This window comes from Actinomadura rayongensis, assembly GCF_009831215.1.
Classification (GTDB): domain Bacteria; phylum Actinomycetota; class Actinomycetes; order Streptosporangiales; family Streptosporangiaceae; genus Spirillospora; species Spirillospora rayongensis.
This window is the reverse complement of sequence record NZ_WUTW01000005.1, coordinates 380,459-396,331: the sequence shown is the minus strand read 5'-3', so window position 1 is coordinate 396,331 and position 15,873 is coordinate 380,459. Positions and strand designations below refer to the sequence as shown.

Below are 15,873 nucleotides of genomic sequence, written 5' to 3'. Positions count from 1 at the left end.
CGGATCGCCTGACCCACTCGATAGCGTGAGGGGCAAACCGGTCCGCGGGAAGACCTGCCCGCGCGATCGCATAAGTTCACTCCGGGGGTCGATCACTCCTGTGAGGCGAGATTGGGGACAGGGCGCACGATGGCCGGCGAGGTACTGGAACTCAGCGGAGTCGGGGTCAGGCGCGACGGAGCGGATCTCCTGCGCGACGTCTCGTGGTCGGTGGACGAGGGCGAGCGGTGGGTGATCCTCGGCCCGAACGGCGCGGGGAAGACGACGCTCCTCCAGGTGGCGGGCTCGCTGCTGTACCCGACTTCGGGTGATGTGGACATTTTGGGCGAGCGGTTGGGCCGGACGGACGTTTTCGAGCTGCGTCCGCGCATCGGCCTGGCCTCGGCGGCGGTGGCCGAGCGGGTGCCGCCGGGGGAGACCGTCCTCGACCTGGTGGTGACGGCGTCCTACGCGATCCTCGGCCGCTGGCGCGAGGAGTACGAGTCGGCCGACCTCGCGCGCGCCGCCGCCCTGCTGGACGCCCTCGGCGCCGCCGACCTGGCCGACCGCCGGTTCGGGACGCTGTCGGAGGGCGAGCGCAAGCGGGTGCAGATCGCGCGGGCGCTCATGCCGGACCCGGAGCTGCTGCTGCTGGACGAGCCCGCCGCGGGCCTGGACCTCGGCGGCCGGGAGGACCTCGTCCGGCGGCTCGGCGTGCTGGCCGACGACCCGGCCGCGCCGACGACCGTCCTTGTCACCCACCATCTCGAAGAAGTGCCCTCCGGGGTCACACATGCCTTGCTTCTCCGTAAGGGGACGATCCTGGCGCAGGGCAAGGTGGACGAGGTGTTCACGCCCGAGCACCTGTCCGAATGCTTCGGGCTGCCGCTCACGGTGGAGCGGCACGAGGGCCGGTGGGCCGCGCGCGCCGCCCGGTGACCTTCTCGGCGGGGGCGCGCCGACCTACCATCCAGGGGTGCTCCTCGCCCTGATCGTCCTCGCCGTCGCGTGCCCCGTCCTCTACCTCGTCGCGGCGGTCCGGGTCGTCCCGGAGGCCACGGCGGACGTCGTCGAGCGCCTCGGCCGTCACCACCGCACGCTCACGCCGGGCGTGCGGCTGGTGTTCGCGCCGTTCGACCGGGTGCGGGCGCGCGTCGACCTGCGCGAGCGCGTGCTGCCGTTCCCGGCCCGGCCGATCGCGACGGCGGAGAACCTGCTCGTCCACGTCGAGACGGTCGTCCGGTACGAGGTCGCCGACGCGCGCGCCGCCACCTACGCCGTCGCCGAGCTGCACAGCGCGATCAGCGAGGTCGTCGTGACGGCCCTGCGCGCGGCGGTCGGGACGCGCGAGCTGGAGCAGGTCGCGCCGTCCCGCGCCGTCATCGGCGACGAGGTGCTGGCCGCGCTCGAAGGCCCCGCCGGACGCTGGGGGCTGCGGCTGCGCGCGGTCGAGCTGAAGGCCGTCGACCCGCCCGCCGGGCTCCGCGACGCCATCGAGGACGAGGCGCGCGCCGAGCACGAGAAGCGCGCCCGGATCCTGCGCGCCGAGGGCGAGCGGCAGGCCGCGATCCTCGCCGCCGACGGCGAGCGGACCGCGACGGCGCTGCGGGCGGGCGGGATCGTCCCGGGGTGACCCCCACCCGCCGCCCCTTTTCCGGCCCGCTCTACGCTTTCGGACCGTGGACGTGCTGGAAGGGGTCGCGGTCTTCGCGGCGGGCATCGCCGCCGGGGGCATCAACACCGTCGTCGGCTCCGGCTCGCTGATCACCTTCCCGACGCTCGTGGCGCTCGGCTTCCCGCCCGTCGTCGCGAACGTCTCCAACAACATCGGGCTCGTGCCCGGCTCGGTGACCGGCGCGTACGGCTACCGGCGCGAGCTGCGCGGCCAGCGGGACCGGCTGCTGCGGCTCGGCTCGGCGTCCCTGCTCGGCGCGCTGCTCGGCGGGACGCTGCTGCTCGCGCTGCCCGCGGGAGCGTTCCAGGTCATCGTCCCGGCGCTCATCGTGGTCGCGCTCGTCCTCGTGGTCGTCCAGCCCCGGCTCCAGAAGTGGCTGGTCGCCCGCCGGAACGGGACGCGCCCGCACGGCGGCCCCTGGCTGTGGGCGGCGATCCTGCTCGCGGGCGTCTACGGCGGCTACTTCGGCGCCGCGCAGGGCATCATCCTCATCGCCGTGCTCGGCATCGCGCTGGACGACGAGATCCAGCGCGTCAACGCGGCGAAGAACGTCCTGTCGGCGGTGGTGAACGGGTCGGCGGCCGTCCTGTTCACCGGGCTGTGGCTGTTCTCCGACACCCGCATCGACTGGCTCGCCGTCCTGCTCATCGCGCTCGGCGCGACGCTCGGCGGCCTGCTCGGCGCCCGCGTCGGCCGCCGCATCCCGCCGCCGCTGCTGCGCGCGGTGATCGTCGTCGTCGGGCTCGCCGCCCTGGCCAAGTTCCTGCTCTAGGGCAGCGGGCGGACCTGGACGACGCCGTTGTCCAGCACGCGCGTCTCGAACGCGGGCTGCCGGCCGGTCGCCGGGCCGTGGACGACCGCGCCGTCGTCCACCCGGAACGTGCTGCCGTGCCACGGGCAGACGACGCACAGCTCGTCGTCGCGGTCGTACACGATGCGGCCCTGGTGCAGCGGCCCGCCGAGGTGGCTGCACCGGTCGGTGAGGACGTGGATGTCGTCGTGGATCCGCAGCACGAACAGCGCGATGTAGCCGAGCCGCCGCGACACCGGCGCGCCGGGCGGCAGGTCGTCCAGCGAGCACAGGTCGTGCCAGCCGAGCGGCACCAGGTGCTGCACCGGGTCGGCGTGGCTGACGCCCGCCGCCTGCCGGTAGGCGAGGTGCCCGCCGAGGTAGGCGCCGCCGAGCACCGCCGTGAGCCCGGCGAACCCGAGCGCGCGTCCGGCCGCGTCCCGGCCGCGCAGCCGCGCGACGAGCGACGCCGCGTACAGCGCGGTCGCGGCGGACGTGCCGAACGCGTGGACGAGCCCCGTCCGCTGCTGCTCGCGGTGCAGCGACGACCAGTCGGCGAGCCCCGCCAGCGCGGTCGGGACGGCCCCGGCGAGCCCGGCGGCGACGAGCGTCCCGGCGGCGCGCCGGTTCCCGGGCAGCAGGTCGAGCACGCCCGCCGAAATCCAGCACCCGATGGGCAGGTCCGTCATCGGAGCGTGCGCCGGATGCCCGAACGGCACGCCGTTCAGCAGGTCCCGCAGCCTCCCGGGCGGCAGGACGCGCCGCGCGACGGACTGGACCGCCTCGACCACCGGGTCGAGCCGCTCCGCGCGCTCCATGCTCTCGGCGACGTCGGTCGGCCGCGCCCCGCGGCTCGGCCTGGCGACGCGCCGGAAGATGTTGCTCGCCCGTCGGTTCATGACCCTCCTCGGGAGTGTGGCGCCGCTCTCGACACTATCCGCCGCTCCCCGAGGCGGCCACTCGGGGATCGGGCTCCTACCGCGCGCGGTTCGCGCGAAACCCGGTGGTCATGCGATGGGTTCGACGGTGACGGGGACGCCGTTGAGGACGGCCGTGCCGGAGAGCGGGTCGATCTCGCGTTCGTCGGTGAGGGTGTTGACGCTGACGCCGGGGTCGGCGCTCGCGACGCGGGTGCGGGTGCCGGGACGGTCGTGGCCCCAGCCGTGCGGGAGGCTGACGACGCCGGGCATCAGGCGGTCGGTCGGCTCGGCGACGGCCTCGACGGTGCCGGTGCGGGCGGTGACGCGGACGCGGGCGCCCGCGGTGACGCCGAGGCGTCCGGCGTCGGCGGTGCTGAGCTGGAGCGTGCAGGTGTTGGAGCCGCCGGTCAGTTCGGGGACGTTGTGCATCCAGCTGTTGTTGGAGCGCAGGTGGCGGCGGCCGATGAGGACGAGCCCGGGATCGGCCGGGGCGGCGTCGAGGGCGGCGCGGAGCCGTCCGGTGTCGGCGGCGAACGCGGGCGGGCACAGCTCGATGCGGCCGGACGCCGTGCAGAGCACCTCGTCCAGGCGCGGTTCGAGGGGGCCGAGGTCGATGCCGTGCGGGTGCTCGTCGCGCAGCCGGGCGAGGGTGAGGCCGGACGGGTCGTCGCCGAAGCCGTCCCCGTACGGGCCGAGACGCAGCATCATGTCGAGCCGCTGCTCGGTGAGCGTGCCGTCGGCGAGGGCCTTGCGCAGTTCGCCGGGGTCCCGGCCGTGGACGGGCGAGCCGGGCAGCGCGACGGCCTTCCGCAGCGTGTCCGCGATGATCATCTCGTCCAGGTCGCCGGGCGCGGCGTCCAGGCCGGACGCGGTCACGGCGAGGCGGGCGAGGATCGCGGCCTCGCCGGGCCGTCCGGCGGGCGGCGCGACGACCGGCGGCGAGTACCGCGCGTAGTTGCGGACGGCGAGGCCGAGCAGCGCGACGTCGTAGTGCGGCGTCTGCCGGGGCCGGGGCGGCGGCAGGACGACGTGGGCGTGCCGGGTCGTCTCGTTGAGGTAGGGGTCGACGCTGACCATGAAGTCGAGCGTGCCGAGCGCGCGGTCCAGCCGGGCGGCGTTCGGCGCGGACAGCGCCGGGTTCCCGCCGATCGTGATCAGCGCGCGGACGCGGCCCTCGCCGGGCGTCTCGATCTCGTCGGCGAGGGTGGCGACGGGCAGTTCGCCCATCGTCTCGGGGAGCCCGCGGACGCGGCTGTGCCAGCGGCCGGGCGCGAACGGTCGGCGCAGGCGGTGGAGGGACCGGTGCGCGGCCCGCGCGAACATCGCCCCGCCGGGACGGTCGAGGTTGCCGGTGACGATGTTGAGGACGTCCACGAGCCAGCTGCTGAGCGTCCCGAACGCCTGGACGGTCGTGCCGAGCCGCCCGTAGACGGCGGCGCGCGGCGCGGCGGCGAGCGCGCGGGCCAGGCGCCGCGTGGTCGCGGGCTCGACGCCGGTGACGCGCGCGACGCGTTCGGGCGTGAGGTCGCGGACGAGCGCGCGGACGTCGTCCAGCCCGTTGAGCCGGTCGGGCAGCGCGGGCGGCGCCGCGACGAGGTCCTCGGCGAACAGGACCTGGACGAGCGCGGCGAGCAGGAACGCGTCCGTGCCGGGCCGCAGGAAGACGTGCTCGTCGGCGAGGTCGGCGGTGCGGGTGCGGCGCGGGTCGACGACGGTGACCGTCCCGCCGCGGGCGCGGACGGCGCGCAGCCGCTTCGGGAAGTCGGGCGCCGAGCACAGGCTGCCGTTGGTCTCCAGCGGGTTCGCGCCGAACATCAGCAGGTGGTCGGTGCGGTCCAGGTCGGGGACGGGGATCGCGGTGGGATCGCCGAACAGGTGCCCGGAGCTGACGTGCTTGGGCATCTGGTCGGCGGTGGACGCGGTGTAGACGTTGCGGGTGCGCAGCGCCTTGACGAGGGCGGGCGCGTACAGCGGCCCGGCGATGGAGTGGGCGGCGGGGTTGCCGATGTAGACGGCCACTGCATCGTTCCCATGCCGGTCCAGGATGTCCCGCAGCCGGGCGTGGACGTGCCGGAACGCCTCCTCCCAGCTCGTCTCGGCGTGCCCGGCGTCGCCGCGCAGCAGGGGCGCGTCGAGGCGGTCGGGGTCGGCGTCGAGGCGGCCGAGGGACGCGCCCTTGGGGCAGAGGTAGCCCCGACTGAACGGGTCGTCGGGGTCGCCGCGGACTTCGGTGATGACGTCGTCGTCGATGCGCAGCCGGAGTCCGCAGACGGCCTCGCACAGGGGACAGGTTCGGAAGGCGGTACGGCTCGCCATGAGATGCGCTCCAGGCTTTCCAGGGGTGGTTCCACCATGATGCCCGTGCGGACGGTGGTGGTACGGTCCGATCGCGGCCGAACGCTGAGGAGAAAACCGTGGTCATCCAGGGACACCGGGCGCCGGCCGCCGCCGTCGCGGCCCTCGCGCTGCTGGCGCTCGCCGCGTGCGGCGGGAACGAGGACCCGGCCGGTGCTGGGACGCCGCCCGCGTCGTCGCCGCCGGCCCGCGCGAAGACCTCCGCGCCCGCGAAGGAGCCGATCCTGCTGGCCTTCGGCGGGGACACGCATTTCGAGGGCCAGTTGCGGTCACGGCTGGCGTCGCCGAAGACGGCGCTCGGCCCGGTGGCGAAACTGCTGCGGGCCGCCGATTTCGCGATGGTCAACCTGGAGACGGCGATCACGACGCGCGGCACGCCGGCGCCGGGCAAGGAGTTCACGTTCCGCGCGCCGCCGTCGGCTTTCACGGCGCTGCGCGCGGCCGGGGTGGACGCGGCGTCGATGGCCAACAACCACGGCATGGACTTCGGCGAGGTCGGCCTCCAGGATTCGCTGCGCGCCATCAGAACGAGCAAATTCCCGACGGTCGGCATCGGGAAGGACGCCGACGCGGCCTACCGCCCTTATCGCGTGACGGTAAAGGGCAACCGCCTGGCCATCATCGGCGCGACGCAGGTCCTGGACGACCAGCTCATCCAGGCCTGGACGGCGACGGACACGAAGGGCGGCCTGGCCTCCGCCAAGGACGAGCCGCGCATGGTCCAGGCCGTTCGCGAGGCCCGCAAAACGTCGGACATCGTGATCGTCCACCTGCATTGGGGCCAGGAGCTGAAGAACTGCCCGCTCCCGCGCCAGCAGACGTTGGCGAAGAAACTCGTCGCGGCGGGCGCGGACGTCGTGGTGGGCGGCCACGCGCACGTCCCGCTCGGCGGCGGCTACCTGGACGGGAAGTACGTCCACTACGGCATGGGCAATTTCGTGTTCTCGTCCGCGAACGGCCAGACGGCGAACTCGGGCGTCCTGTTCCTGAAGATGCAGGGCCGCAAGGTGACGGCCGCGAAATGGAGGCCCGCCCGCATCGCGAACGGCCTGCCGATCCCGCTGACGGGCGCGGCGGCGACGGCGGAGACGAAGCGCTGGAACGGCCTGCGCGCCTGCACCGGCCTCACCGCGCGCCCTTGAGCGGCGAGAACTCAGGCGCGTGAGCGGGCGATCAGGTCGCGGTACCAGGTGAAGGAGCGCTTCGGGGTGCGGCGCTGCGTCGGGTAGTCGACGTGGACGAGCCCGAACCGAGCGTGGTACCCCGCCGCCCACTCGAAGTTGTCGAGCAGGGACCAGACGAAATATCCGCGCACGTCCACGCCGGAGTCCATCGCGTCCTGCATGGCCGCGATGTGCGAGGACAGGAAGGCGATGCGGTCGGTGTCGGCCACCGCGCCGGACGCGTCGGGCTCGTCGGGGAACGCCGCGCCGTTCTCGGTCACGACCAGCGGCGGCAGCGCGGCGCCGTACCGGTCGCTCAGGCCGCGCAGCAGGGCGGTGAACTGGTCGGGGACGATCGGCCAGCCCGTCCCGGTGACGTCGTGGCCGGGCGCGTCCACCATGTCGAACGGCAGGGGAGCGTCCGGGCCGGGCTGCGTGAGCCAGGTCGGCTGGTAGTAGTTCACGCCGAGGAAGTCCAGCGGCGCCGCAATGACCGCGAGGTCGTCGGCGCGGACGACGTCGTCCAGTCCGGGGATCTCGGGATACGAACCCGTCAGCACCGGATCGGTGAAGAGACGGTTCATGAACACGTCGAACGCCTCGGCGGCCCCGGCGGAGGACGCGTCCGCAGGCAGCGCGGGCGAATAGTGGTTCGCCAGACCGATCCTGGCCGCCCCGCGCTCACGCAGGACGCCCGTCGCGAGGCCGTGCGCCAGCAGTTGGTGGTGCGCGGTGGGCAGGGCGTCGAGCATGAGCGTCCGGCCCGGCGCGTACATGCCGAGCGCGTAGCCGTACGCCATGACGACGACGGGCTCGTTCAGCGTGATCCACGCGTCCACCCGGTCGCCGAGGCGGTCGGCGACGAGCGCGGCGTAGTCGGCGAACCGGGCGGCCGTGTCGCGGTTCATCCAGCCGCCCGCGTCCTCCAGCGGCTGCGGCAGGTCCCAGTGGTAGAGCGTCACGACGGGCGCGACGTCCTTGCCCAGCAGGCCGTCCACGAGCCGGTCGTAGAAGTCGAGCCCCGCCCGGTTCGCGGGGCCTGAACCGGACGGCTGCACGCGCGGCCACGCGACCGAGAACCGGTAGGCGTCCACGCCGAGGGCGCCGAGCAGCCCGACGTCCTCGGCCCAGCGGTGGTAGTGGTCGCACGCCACGTCGCCGGTGTGCCCGTCGCGGACGCGGCCCGGCGTGTGCGCGAAGACGTCCCAGGTGGACGGCCCGCGTCCGTCCTCGTCCACCGCGCCCTCGATCTGGTACGCGGCGGTCGCGACGCCCCACTGGAACGGCATGGGCAGCCCCCTCAACGCGAAGGAGATTCGGATTCTAGCGGCGCTTCAGGGTGATCGGCCGTACGCGTCCCGTCGCGATTGGGTGACAATGGTCGGGTGACCGAGATCCGGACCCCCCTCCGCCGGCGTCCCGCCCAGCGCCGCAGCGCCGAACGCGTCCAGCGGATGCTCGACGCCTGCGCCGGGATCCTCGACGAGGACGGCTACGACGGCCTCACTACGACGAAGATCGCGCAGCGCGCCGACGTCGCGATCGGGTCGGTCTACCAGTTCTTCCCCGACAAGCGCGCCGTCGCCCAGGCCCTCGCGCTGCGCAACTTCGAGCAGTTCGGCGACCGCGTCGCCGAGCGGCTGGCCGCCGGCGCGTTCGCCGACTGGTCCGACTCGGTCGGCGCGATCATCGAGGTGTTCGTGGACATGCACCGCACCGTCCCGGGCTTCCGCGTCCTGCGGTTCGGCGACGTCGCGGACACCAACCTGCTGGACGCCGCCGCCGACAACAACTCCGTCGTCGCCGAGGGGCTGCGCGAGCTGGTCGTCCGGACGTTCGCGCTCGCCGACACCCCCGCGCTGGCGCGGGCGCTCGCGGTCGCGGTGGAGGCGGGCGACGCGATCCTCAAGATGGCGTTCCGCCGCAACCCCGACGGCGATCCGGCGATCATCGCCGAGGCCGAGCGGCTGATCCACGGCTACCTGGCCGACCACATCGTGGAGGCGTGAGCGGAGCGGCCGGGGTTGTGCCACACTCCCCCAAACCCTCCGAGCGAAACAGGTGCGAGCGTTGGACGACGCGCAACTCCAGAGCCAGCAGCGGCTGCTGATCCGGCAGCGGATCCGGCTCATGGTGAACCAGTACGAGGTCCACACCGAGAACGCCGACGGAAGCGAGGGGCCGCTGCTGGCCTTCGCGCAGCAGAAGCGGCTGGCGTTCAAGGAGCAGGTCACGATCTACGCCGACGCCGAGAAGTCCCGGCCGCTGCTCGCCTTCAAGGCCCGCAAGCGCATCGACCTGGCGTCCGCGTACGACATCACGGACGCGTCCGGGCAGCCGATCGGCGTGTTCCGCAAGAACTTCAAGAAATCGCTGGTGAAGTCCACCTGGCACCTGGAGCAGCCGGGGCTCGGCGAGACGACGGGCAGCGAGCGCAGCACGTTCGTCGCGGTGCTGCGGCGGCTGTGGAACTTCATCCCGTACGTCGAGAACCTGCCGTTCGCCTGGCCGTACCACTTCGACTTCACGGCCGGGGACCAGGTCGTCTTCACGGTGGACAAGAAGTTCGGCTTCCGCGACCGCTACGTGGTCGAGATCAACGACCCCCGGCTGGACCGCCGACTCGTGATCGCGCAGGCCGTGGCGCTGGACGCCCTCCAGTCCCGCTGACCGTCCGGCCGGGGCAGCGCCCGCCCCGGCCCGGCCCGTGCCTACGGGCCTCCCGCCACGCCGCTCGGGCGCGGCTGCGCCGCCGTGACCGCCGGGACGGTCACGAACAGCCGGAAGCCGCCGCCCGCACCGGCGCCCGCGGTGACCGTCCCGCCCGCCGCCGCGACGCGCTCGGCGAGCCCGGACAGCCCGTTGCCCGGCGCGGGCGCGGCGGCGGCCCGCCCGTCGTCGGCGACCTCCAGCGTCACCGCGTCCCCGGCGCGGACGACCGTGATCGAGCAGTGCCGGGCGCCCGAGTGCCGCGCGACGTTCGTGGCCGCCTCCCGGACGGCCCAGCCGAACAGGGCGTCCACGTCGGCGGGCAGGTCGCCGTCGGGCACGTCCACGGCGGCCTCGACCGACGCCGCCGCCAGCACCGCCCGCGCCGAGACGATCTCGTCGCGCAGCCCGCGGGCGCGGTAGCCGGAGATCGTCCCGCGCACGTCGGCGAGGGCCTGCCGCGCGACGGACCGGATGTCGTCCACCTCGGCGGTCGTCCGGGCGGGGTCGCGCAGCGCCACCTCGCTTTTCAGGACGATCAGCGACAGGCTCTGCCCGAGCAGGTCGTGCAGGTCGCGGGCGATGCGCAGCCGCTCGTCGGCGGCGGCCAGCCGGGCGACCTCGCCGCGCGCCTCCCGGAGCTGGTGGACGAGCGTCCGCGAGTGCCGGAAGGCGCCCATCAGCATCCCGACGGAGAACGCCGTGATCGCGAGCGGCGCCGTCGTGCCCGTCCCGACGCCGGCCGCCGCGCCCTGGACGGCGAGCAGCGCCGCGCACGCGACCGGCGCGGCGAACGCGACGCGCTGCGGGAGCGTCATCGTCGCGACGGTCGCGAGGTAGATCGGCAGCCCGACCCAGGTCGCGCCGAACGCGAACGGCAGGGCGGCCGTCAGCACCGTCAGCGCGCCGAGCAGCACCCAGGTGGCGACGGGCGACGGCTCGAACCAGGACCGGCGGCTCGCGAGCGTCGCCACGTAGACCGCGACGTAGAGCGCGAGCGCGGCGAACTCGAGGACGCGGCGGGGGCCGTCCTCGCGGGCGATGTCGAACGCGGACGGGACGAGGTACACGAGCCCGATCGACGCCCACACGGTGCGGCGGAGCCGGGCGGGCGGCTCGGGGTGGCCGAAGAACACGGAGCTGACGGTTTTCATCTGGCCCACACGGTAGCCGTAGCGCGCTTTACATGTTACGAAGGAATGTAAAGCGGTGGGCTCCCAACAGCCCTCCACCCCCCGAGGAGGCGTGCCCGTGAGTTCCTTCGACCTGTACTCCGTCCCCGTGCCGCACGACACCTGGAACGTCCCGATGGCCGGCGACTCCCGCTTCACCTGGGAGTACGACGGCGGACGCGACCGTCTGCTGAACCTGTACCAGAAGGGCAAGGACAAGCAGTGGGACGCCCAGAAGCGCATCGACTGGGACCTGGAGGTCGACCCGAACAACGTCGCCGGCCTCCCCGAGGAGTTCAACCCGCTGCTCGGCTCCGACATCTGGGCCAAGATGTCCGAGCGCGAGCGGGACGAGTTCGGCCGCCACCAGGGGTCCTGGCTGTTCAGCCAGTTCCTGCACGGTGAGCAGGGGGCGCTGAACGTGTCCGCGCGGATCGTCCAGTCCGTCCCCGACCTGGACTCCAAGTTCTACGCCGCCACCCAGACGATGGACGAGGCGCGGCACGTCGAGCTGTACGCCAAGTTCGTCCAGGAGAAGATCGGGATGTACTACCCGGTCAACCAGGACCTCGCGCGGCTGCTCGCCGAGTCCCTGGAGGACAGCCGGTGGGACCTGCCCTACCTCGGCATGCAGGTCCTCATCGAAGGGCTCGCGCTCGCCGCGTTCGGCCTCTACCGCGACCTGGCGACCAACCCGCTGGTGAAGCAGCTCCTCGCCTACGTCATGCAGGACGAGGCCCGGCACGTCGCGTTCGGACGGCTCGCGCTCAAGGACTACTACGCCGAGCTGACCGAGAAGGAGCGGGCCGAGCGCGAGGAGTTCGTCGTCGAGGGCTGCTACCTGATGCGGGACCGGTTCACCGGACGCGAGGTCTTCGAGACGCTGGGCATGCCCGTGCAGCAGTGCATGGAGTACGTCGACCAGTCGTCGGTGTTCCGGCTCTACCAGTCGCTGCTGTTCAGCCGGATCGTCCCGTGCGTCAAGGACGTCGGCCTGTGGGGCGACAAGGTGCAGGCCGCGTACGCCGACATGGGCGTCCTCGACAACGCCAAGGCCGACCTCGAAGCGCTCATGCGGCAGGACGAGGAGATCGCCGAAAAGGTGGACGCGGAGCGCCACGCGCAGGAGCTCTCCGTCCGCAAGCAGGAGGTGGACGAGGCCATCGAGCTGGGCGCCGCCGGCTGATCATTTCGCCGCGGGGCCGCGCCGGGAGACCGGCGCGGCCCCGTCGCCATTCTCGTGATCTTCCGGTGATAGTGATCATGGCCTTTCGGTAACGCGCGGGTACTGATCCACTCCATAGCGCTGAAACAGCAGGTGATAAACCCCACAAAGAGCGTCCGCACGGTTGTGTCACCGGGATTTCCACCTACGGTCGAGGACTTGTGTGCGGAACGCCGTGAGGAGGCGGCGCCCGCACCGGCCGGACGCCGGCCCGCGGCGACGCGGGCGAGCGCCCTTCGGGGGCTTGAACAGGCGGGCGCGCCCACGGGGTCGTTTCCCCCGGCGGGCCGGCCCGCGCGGTGCGGCGCGCGCGTGCGCGCCCCCGCGATCTTCCACGGCGGGAGACGGCGTGCGCGCCGCCCCGCCGGGCGTCCGGGGACCTGTCCCCGACCAAAGGACCTTTCGTGGGCCGACATCGCCCTGAACTCGATATCCGTCGCTCTCTCGCACGTCTTCCGCGCGGTGTCGCCGCCCGGATCGCCTCTTCGGGGGCACGGCTGCGGACCGTCCTCATCGTCTCCGGCGCGGCCGTCGCGGTGCTCGCCGTGAGCGCCGGGACCGTCCTCGCCACCGGCGGCTCCGACCCCCGGCCCGCCGCAGCCGCCCAACCCACCCCCACAGCGCCGCTCGCCGACGCGCCGCGCGCCACCCCCAGCGTCACTCCGACGCGCAAGGTCCGTCCCGTCAAGCCGCTCGCGCAGAGCGTCCGGGACGAGAAGCCGAAGCCCAGGCCCAAGGTGCTCGACAGCGGCACCTGCGAGGCGTCCTTCTACGGCGAGGGCCAGATGACGGCCAGCGGCGAGCCGTTCGACCCGAGCGGGCTGACCGCCGCGCACAAGACGCTGCCGCTCGGCTCCAAGGTGCGGGTCACCAACCAGAACAACGGCAAGTCGGTGGTCGTGCGCATCAACGACCGCGGGCCGTTCGTCGCCGGACGCTGCCTGGACCTGTCGACGGGCGCGATGCAGGCCGTCGGCGGCATGGGCTCCGGGGTGATCCCGGTCCGCTACGAGGTGCTCTCGCGCGGCTGAGGCACCAGCAGCGCCGCGCGGCCCGGCTCCCTCGGCGCCGTGACGGCCGCGAACCGCTCCCGGAACCACTCGGTCAGCGCGGCGTCCAGCCGCACGGCCTCGGTGATCGGCGGCCGGGCCTCGGTGCCCGGCTCGGCCGCCAGCGCGTGGTCCATCGGGAACGTGACCGCCTCGGTGGCGGACGCGCCCGTCCGGACGAGCCGGTCCCGCAGGGCCGTGACCTCGCCGGGCGGGACGATCCGGTCCCGCGACCCGGCGACGAGCAGCAGCGGGACGTTGCGGTCGGCGAGGTCGCGGGCGCGGGCGCCGAGGTCGAGGCGGCCGGCGAGGGCGGTGGCGCGCCGGTCCCAGGTGCGGCGCCGTCCGGACCGGTTCTCCAGCGCGCGCGCCGAGCGGTGCGGGGACACGACCGGCGTCACCAGCGCGGCGGCGCTCACCGGGACGGTCCCGGCGGCGACCGTGAGCAGCGCCGCCGCCGCGCCCGTCGAGAAGCCGGTGAGGCCGATCGGGCCGTCGGGGACGCCGAGGTCGCGGCGCAGGTCGTCCAGGACGGCCGGGAGGTTCGCGACGGCGGTCTCGACGGCCGTCCCGTAGGACTCCATCGCCCGCGACTCCAGGAACGAGCCGGAGCCGAGGCCGTCGGGCGGCGCGTCGCTCGGCAGCTCCAGGTAGACGCGCCAGGTCGGGACGCCCGTCAGCGGCAGCGCGAGCGCCAGCGACACCGCCGAGCGCGGCGGGTCGAAGCCGGGCCAGCCGACGATCATGCGGGTCGGGCCGGCCGGGCGCGCGTCCACGGCCGTGGGCGGCAGGGCGAGATAGGCGACGCCCGCGGCGACGCCGTGGACGGGTCCCTCGATGTGCTCTCCGCTCATGACCTGCGTCAACTCCTGAAGCCGCGTCTCCCGGTCCCATGGTTCCAGCGGACGCGTCCGGCGGCGCGGTGAACCCGGCCGTCCTTGGCCGTCGCGTAAGGGAGCCGTCACCCTTCGTAACACGGCTGGCACGACGCCGTCAGGGTTATGGCGGCATCTGCCCGGATACCTCGGCCGCAAAAGGGAACAAACAGGCGATCGTGTCCGTCAAAGGGAGTCGTGGGCGCTGCGGGGGCGCGCCCGTCCGAGTCACGGGGAAGGAGCGCGCCGATGGACAAGAGGCGCGGTGCCGCCGCCGCAGGGCAGGCGTGGCAGATCTACAGCGAGACGCGCGAGGCCGGGGCCCCCGGGTTCGGGGAGCGGGCGCGCGCGGTGCCCCGGATGGTGAAGGCCGTCCTCAAGGGTGAATACAAGGGCCTGTCGATCGGGACGCTCGGGCTGCTCGCGCTCGGGATCGTCTACATCGTCTGGCCGCTCGACGCGATCCCCGAGGTGCTGCCCGTCGTCGGCCTGGCCGACGACGCGGGGGTCTTCCTCTGGCTGCTCGCGATGCTGGTGCGGCACGCGGGCGACTTCGTCCGGTGGGAGCACAGCGGGCGTCCGCGGGCCGTCCCCGGCGACATCACCGACTGACGCCGCCCGGGGCCAGCTCCGCCGCGAACCGCTCGGCGATCGCGCGCATGGCGGGAACGACGGCGCCGAGCGCCTCGCCCGTCATGCGCGCGGACGGGCCCGACACCGACAGCGCGGCGGGCGCGGGCGCCCCGGGCAGCGGCACGGCGACGCAGCGGACGCCGATCTCCTGCTCCTCGTCGTCCAGCGCGTACCCCCGCTCGCGGGTCTTGGCCAGCTCGGCGATCAGCGCGTCCGGGTCGGTGAGCGTGTGCGGGGTGTTGGCGGGCATGCCGGTGTGCGCCAGGATCTCGCGGACGCGCGGCTCGTCCAGCTGCGCCAGCAGCGCCTTGCCGACGCCGGTGCAGTGGGGCTTCACGCGCCGTCCGACCTCGGTGAACATGCGCATCGAGTGCCGGGACGGGACCTGCGCGACGTACACGACCGCGTCCCCTTCCAGCACGGCCATGTTCGCGGTCTCGCCGACCTCGTCCACGAGCCGCGCCAGCGCGGGCCGCGCCCACGAGCCGAGCAGCCGCCCCGCGCCGTCCCCGAGCCGGATCAGCCGCGGCCCGAGCGCATACCGCTTCGACGGCTCCTGCCGCACGTACCCGAGGTTCACCAGCGTGCGCATCAGCCGGTAGATCGTGGGCATCGGCAGCCCCGACACCTCCGTCAGCTCCGACAGCGCCAGCTCGCCCCCCGCGTCCGCGAGGTGCTCCAGCAACTCGAAGGCGCGCTCCAACGACCGGACGGCTTCCGCCACGGACGGCTCCTCTCTCCCGGCCCCGCGCCCGATTCTACGGAGAACTGATTTCACTATGCGAAATGACCACGAAGGGTTACCGACCGGGGATCGTCGGTAATAACCAAGACAGCCCGGTGCACCGCACAACACCCCCCGGGGCGTCCGAGCCGCACCAAGGGGGGACAACCGTGCACACGGCCCGCGCCACCCTCACAGCCCTGGCCGCAGCAACCCTGACCTTCCCCACCCTCCCCGCCACCGCCACCACCCCACCCTGCACCCTTCACCCGAACGCCGAAGCCTCCCCGACGCCGCCCGCCTTGCCCGACCCCCTGACGCTCCTCCTGGACATCGACCTGGGCGACCTCTCCCCAGAACCGCCGCACACCGCCGCCGACGGCTCACCTTGCCCGCGCGCCGCAAGCAGTGCGCCGCACCCGGCCGTCCCGCAAGAGGACGCGGCCGATGGCCCTCGCCCGGCGGCATGCGCGACCACCAAGAAAAGCGGCCCGGCATGCCCCGCGGGCAGCGCCCCGCACACAGGCGCGACTGTTCCGCACGGCGGTGCGACCGCCCCGAACAGCCCGGCGCACGCGAGTGGCGGAGGGCTGCGCCCGGCGGC

General features: G+C 73.7%; 15 protein-coding genes. 9 read left to right on the top strand and 6 right to left on the bottom strand.

All coding sequences use genetic code 11. The features are described from left to right. The first annotated feature begins 129 nt into the window (after nt 1-129). The 3 genes from GQ466_RS23350 to GQ466_RS23340 are packed head-to-tail and all read left to right on the top strand — an operon-like array spanning nt 130 to nt 2,426. Nucleotides 130-918: an ABC transporter ATP-binding protein gene (locus GQ466_RS23350; RefSeq protein WP_161105134.1), complete on the top strand. Its 789-nt coding sequence runs from the start codon at nt 130-132 to the stop codon at nt 916-918. 37 nt (nt 919-955) lie between these two features. Then, nucleotides 956-1,612, top strand: coding sequence for an SPFH domain-containing protein (locus GQ466_RS23345; protein WP_161105133.1), 657 nt, complete (start codon nt 956-958; stop codon nt 1,610-1,612). Nucleotides 1,613-1,658: 46 nt separating this feature from the next. Beyond that, entirely contained in the window at nt 1,659-2,426 is a 768-nt protein-coding gene (locus GQ466_RS23340; protein ID WP_161105132.1) for a TSUP family transporter, read from the top strand. On the opposite strand, the gene GQ466_RS23335 is transcribed toward GQ466_RS23340, so the two are convergent. Together GQ466_RS23335 and GQ466_RS23330 are read right to left on the bottom strand one after the other, a co-directional pair. After that, entirely contained in the window at nt 2,423-3,343 is a 921-nt protein-coding gene (locus tag GQ466_RS23335; protein ID WP_161105131.1) for a Rieske (2Fe-2S) protein, read from the bottom strand. The two genes, GQ466_RS23340 and GQ466_RS23335, sit on opposite strands and share 4 nt — an antisense overlap. A gap of 108 nt (nt 3,344-3,451) precedes the next feature. Next, nucleotides 3,452-5,680 carry a molybdopterin-dependent oxidoreductase gene (locus tag GQ466_RS23330; protein ID WP_161105130.1) on the bottom strand — a complete coding sequence of 743 codons (2,229 nt, stop codon included), beginning with the start codon at nt 5,678-5,680 and terminating at the stop codon, nt 3,452-3,454. A 98-nt stretch (nt 5,681-5,778) separates the two neighbouring features. On the opposite strand from GQ466_RS23330, the gene GQ466_RS23325 reads away from it, so the two are divergent. Next, nucleotides 5,779-6,861 carry a CapA family protein gene (locus GQ466_RS23325; protein ID WP_337193594.1) on the top strand — a complete coding sequence of 361 codons (1,083 nt, stop codon included), beginning with the start codon at nt 5,779-5,781 and terminating at the stop codon, nt 6,859-6,861. Between the two features lie 11 nt (nt 6,862-6,872). On the opposite strand, the gene GQ466_RS23320 is transcribed toward GQ466_RS23325, so the two are convergent. Continuing rightward, nucleotides 6,873-8,171 (bottom strand): GH1 family beta-glucosidase, encoded by a 1,299-nt coding sequence (locus tag GQ466_RS23320; protein ID WP_161105129.1) that lies wholly within the window; start codon nt 8,169-8,171, stop codon nt 6,873-6,875. Between the two features lie 96 nt (nt 8,172-8,267). Between GQ466_RS23320 and GQ466_RS23315 the strand changes: the two genes are divergently transcribed. Further along, nucleotides 8,268-8,891 (top strand): TetR family transcriptional regulator, encoded by a 624-nt coding sequence (locus tag GQ466_RS23315; protein ID WP_161105128.1) that lies wholly within the window; start codon nt 8,268-8,270, stop codon nt 8,889-8,891. Nucleotides 8,892-8,952: 61 nt separating this feature from the next. After that, the gene (locus GQ466_RS23310) at nt 8,953-9,552 is read left to right on the top strand and encodes an LURP-one-related family protein (RefSeq protein WP_202420964.1); all 600 of its coding nucleotides are present in this window, start codon (nt 8,953-8,955) and stop codon (nt 9,550-9,552) included. A gap of 41 nt (nt 9,553-9,593) precedes the next feature. Here GQ466_RS23310 and GQ466_RS23305 read toward each other — a convergent pair whose 3' ends face one another. Further along, nucleotides 9,594-10,745 (bottom strand): sensor histidine kinase, encoded by a 1,152-nt coding sequence (locus tag GQ466_RS23305; RefSeq protein WP_161105127.1) that lies wholly within the window; start codon nt 10,743-10,745, stop codon nt 9,594-9,596. Nucleotides 10,746-10,842: 97 nt separating this feature from the next. On the opposite strand from GQ466_RS23305, the gene GQ466_RS23300 reads away from it, so the two are divergent. Together GQ466_RS23300 and GQ466_RS32460 are read left to right on the top strand one after the other, a co-directional pair. Continuing rightward, entirely contained in the window at nt 10,843-11,949 is a 1,107-nt protein-coding gene (locus tag GQ466_RS23300) for a diiron oxygenase (protein WP_161105126.1), read from the top strand. A 443-nt stretch (nt 11,950-12,392) separates the two neighbouring features. Beyond that, nucleotides 12,393-13,019 (top strand): septal ring lytic transglycosylase RlpA family protein, encoded by a 627-nt coding sequence (locus GQ466_RS32460; protein WP_337193593.1) that lies wholly within the window; start codon nt 12,393-12,395, stop codon nt 13,017-13,019. On the opposite strand, the gene GQ466_RS23290 is transcribed toward GQ466_RS32460, so the two are convergent. After that, nucleotides 12,995-13,891 (bottom strand): alpha/beta hydrolase, encoded by an 897-nt coding sequence (locus GQ466_RS23290; RefSeq protein WP_161105125.1) that lies wholly within the window; start codon nt 13,889-13,891, stop codon nt 12,995-12,997. The two genes, GQ466_RS32460 and GQ466_RS23290, sit on opposite strands and share 25 nt — an antisense overlap. Nucleotides 13,892-14,161: 270 nt before the next feature. On the opposite strand from GQ466_RS23290, the gene GQ466_RS23285 reads away from it, so the two are divergent. Beyond that, on the top strand, nt 14,162-14,524 hold the full coding sequence (locus GQ466_RS23285; protein WP_161105124.1) for a YkvA family protein: 363 nt from the start codon (nt 14,162-14,164) through the stop codon (nt 14,522-14,524). Here the strand turns inward: GQ466_RS23285 and GQ466_RS23280 are convergent. Beyond that, nucleotides 14,514-15,269, bottom strand: a complete 756-nt coding sequence (locus GQ466_RS23280; protein ID WP_337193592.1) for an IclR family transcriptional regulator — start codon at nt 15,267-15,269, stop codon at nt 14,514-14,516. The genes GQ466_RS23285 and GQ466_RS23280 overlap by 11 nt on opposite strands. Between the last annotated feature and the right edge of the window lie 604 nt (nt 15,270-15,873).

Excerpts from the sequence above, each read along its gene's own strand:
- GQ466_RS23350 (WP_161105134.1), top strand. The coding sequence starts at position 130 with ATGGCCGGCGAGGTACTGGAACTCAGCGGAGTCGGGGTCAGGCGCGAC.
- GQ466_RS23335 (WP_161105131.1), bottom strand. The coding sequence starts at position 3,343 with ATGAACCGACGGGCGAGCAACATCTTCCGGCGCGTCGCCAGGCCGAGC.
- GQ466_RS23330 (WP_161105130.1), bottom strand. The coding sequence starts at position 5,680 with ATGGCGAGCCGTACCGCCTTCCGAACCTGTCCCCTGTGCGAGGCCGTC.
- GQ466_RS23320 (WP_161105129.1), bottom strand. The coding sequence starts at position 8,171 with ATGCCGTTCCAGTGGGGCGTCGCGACCGCCGCGTACCAGATCGAGGGC.
- GQ466_RS23305 (WP_161105127.1), bottom strand. The coding sequence starts at position 10,745 with ATGAAAACCGTCAGCTCCGTGTTCTTCGGCCACCCCGAGCCGCCCGCC.
- GQ466_RS23290 (WP_161105125.1), bottom strand. The coding sequence starts at position 13,891 with ATGAGCGGAGAGCACATCGAGGGACCCGTCCACGGCGTCGCCGCGGGC.
- GQ466_RS23285 (WP_161105124.1), top strand. The coding sequence starts at position 14,162 with ATGGACAAGAGGCGCGGTGCCGCCGCCGCAGGGCAGGCGTGGCAGATC.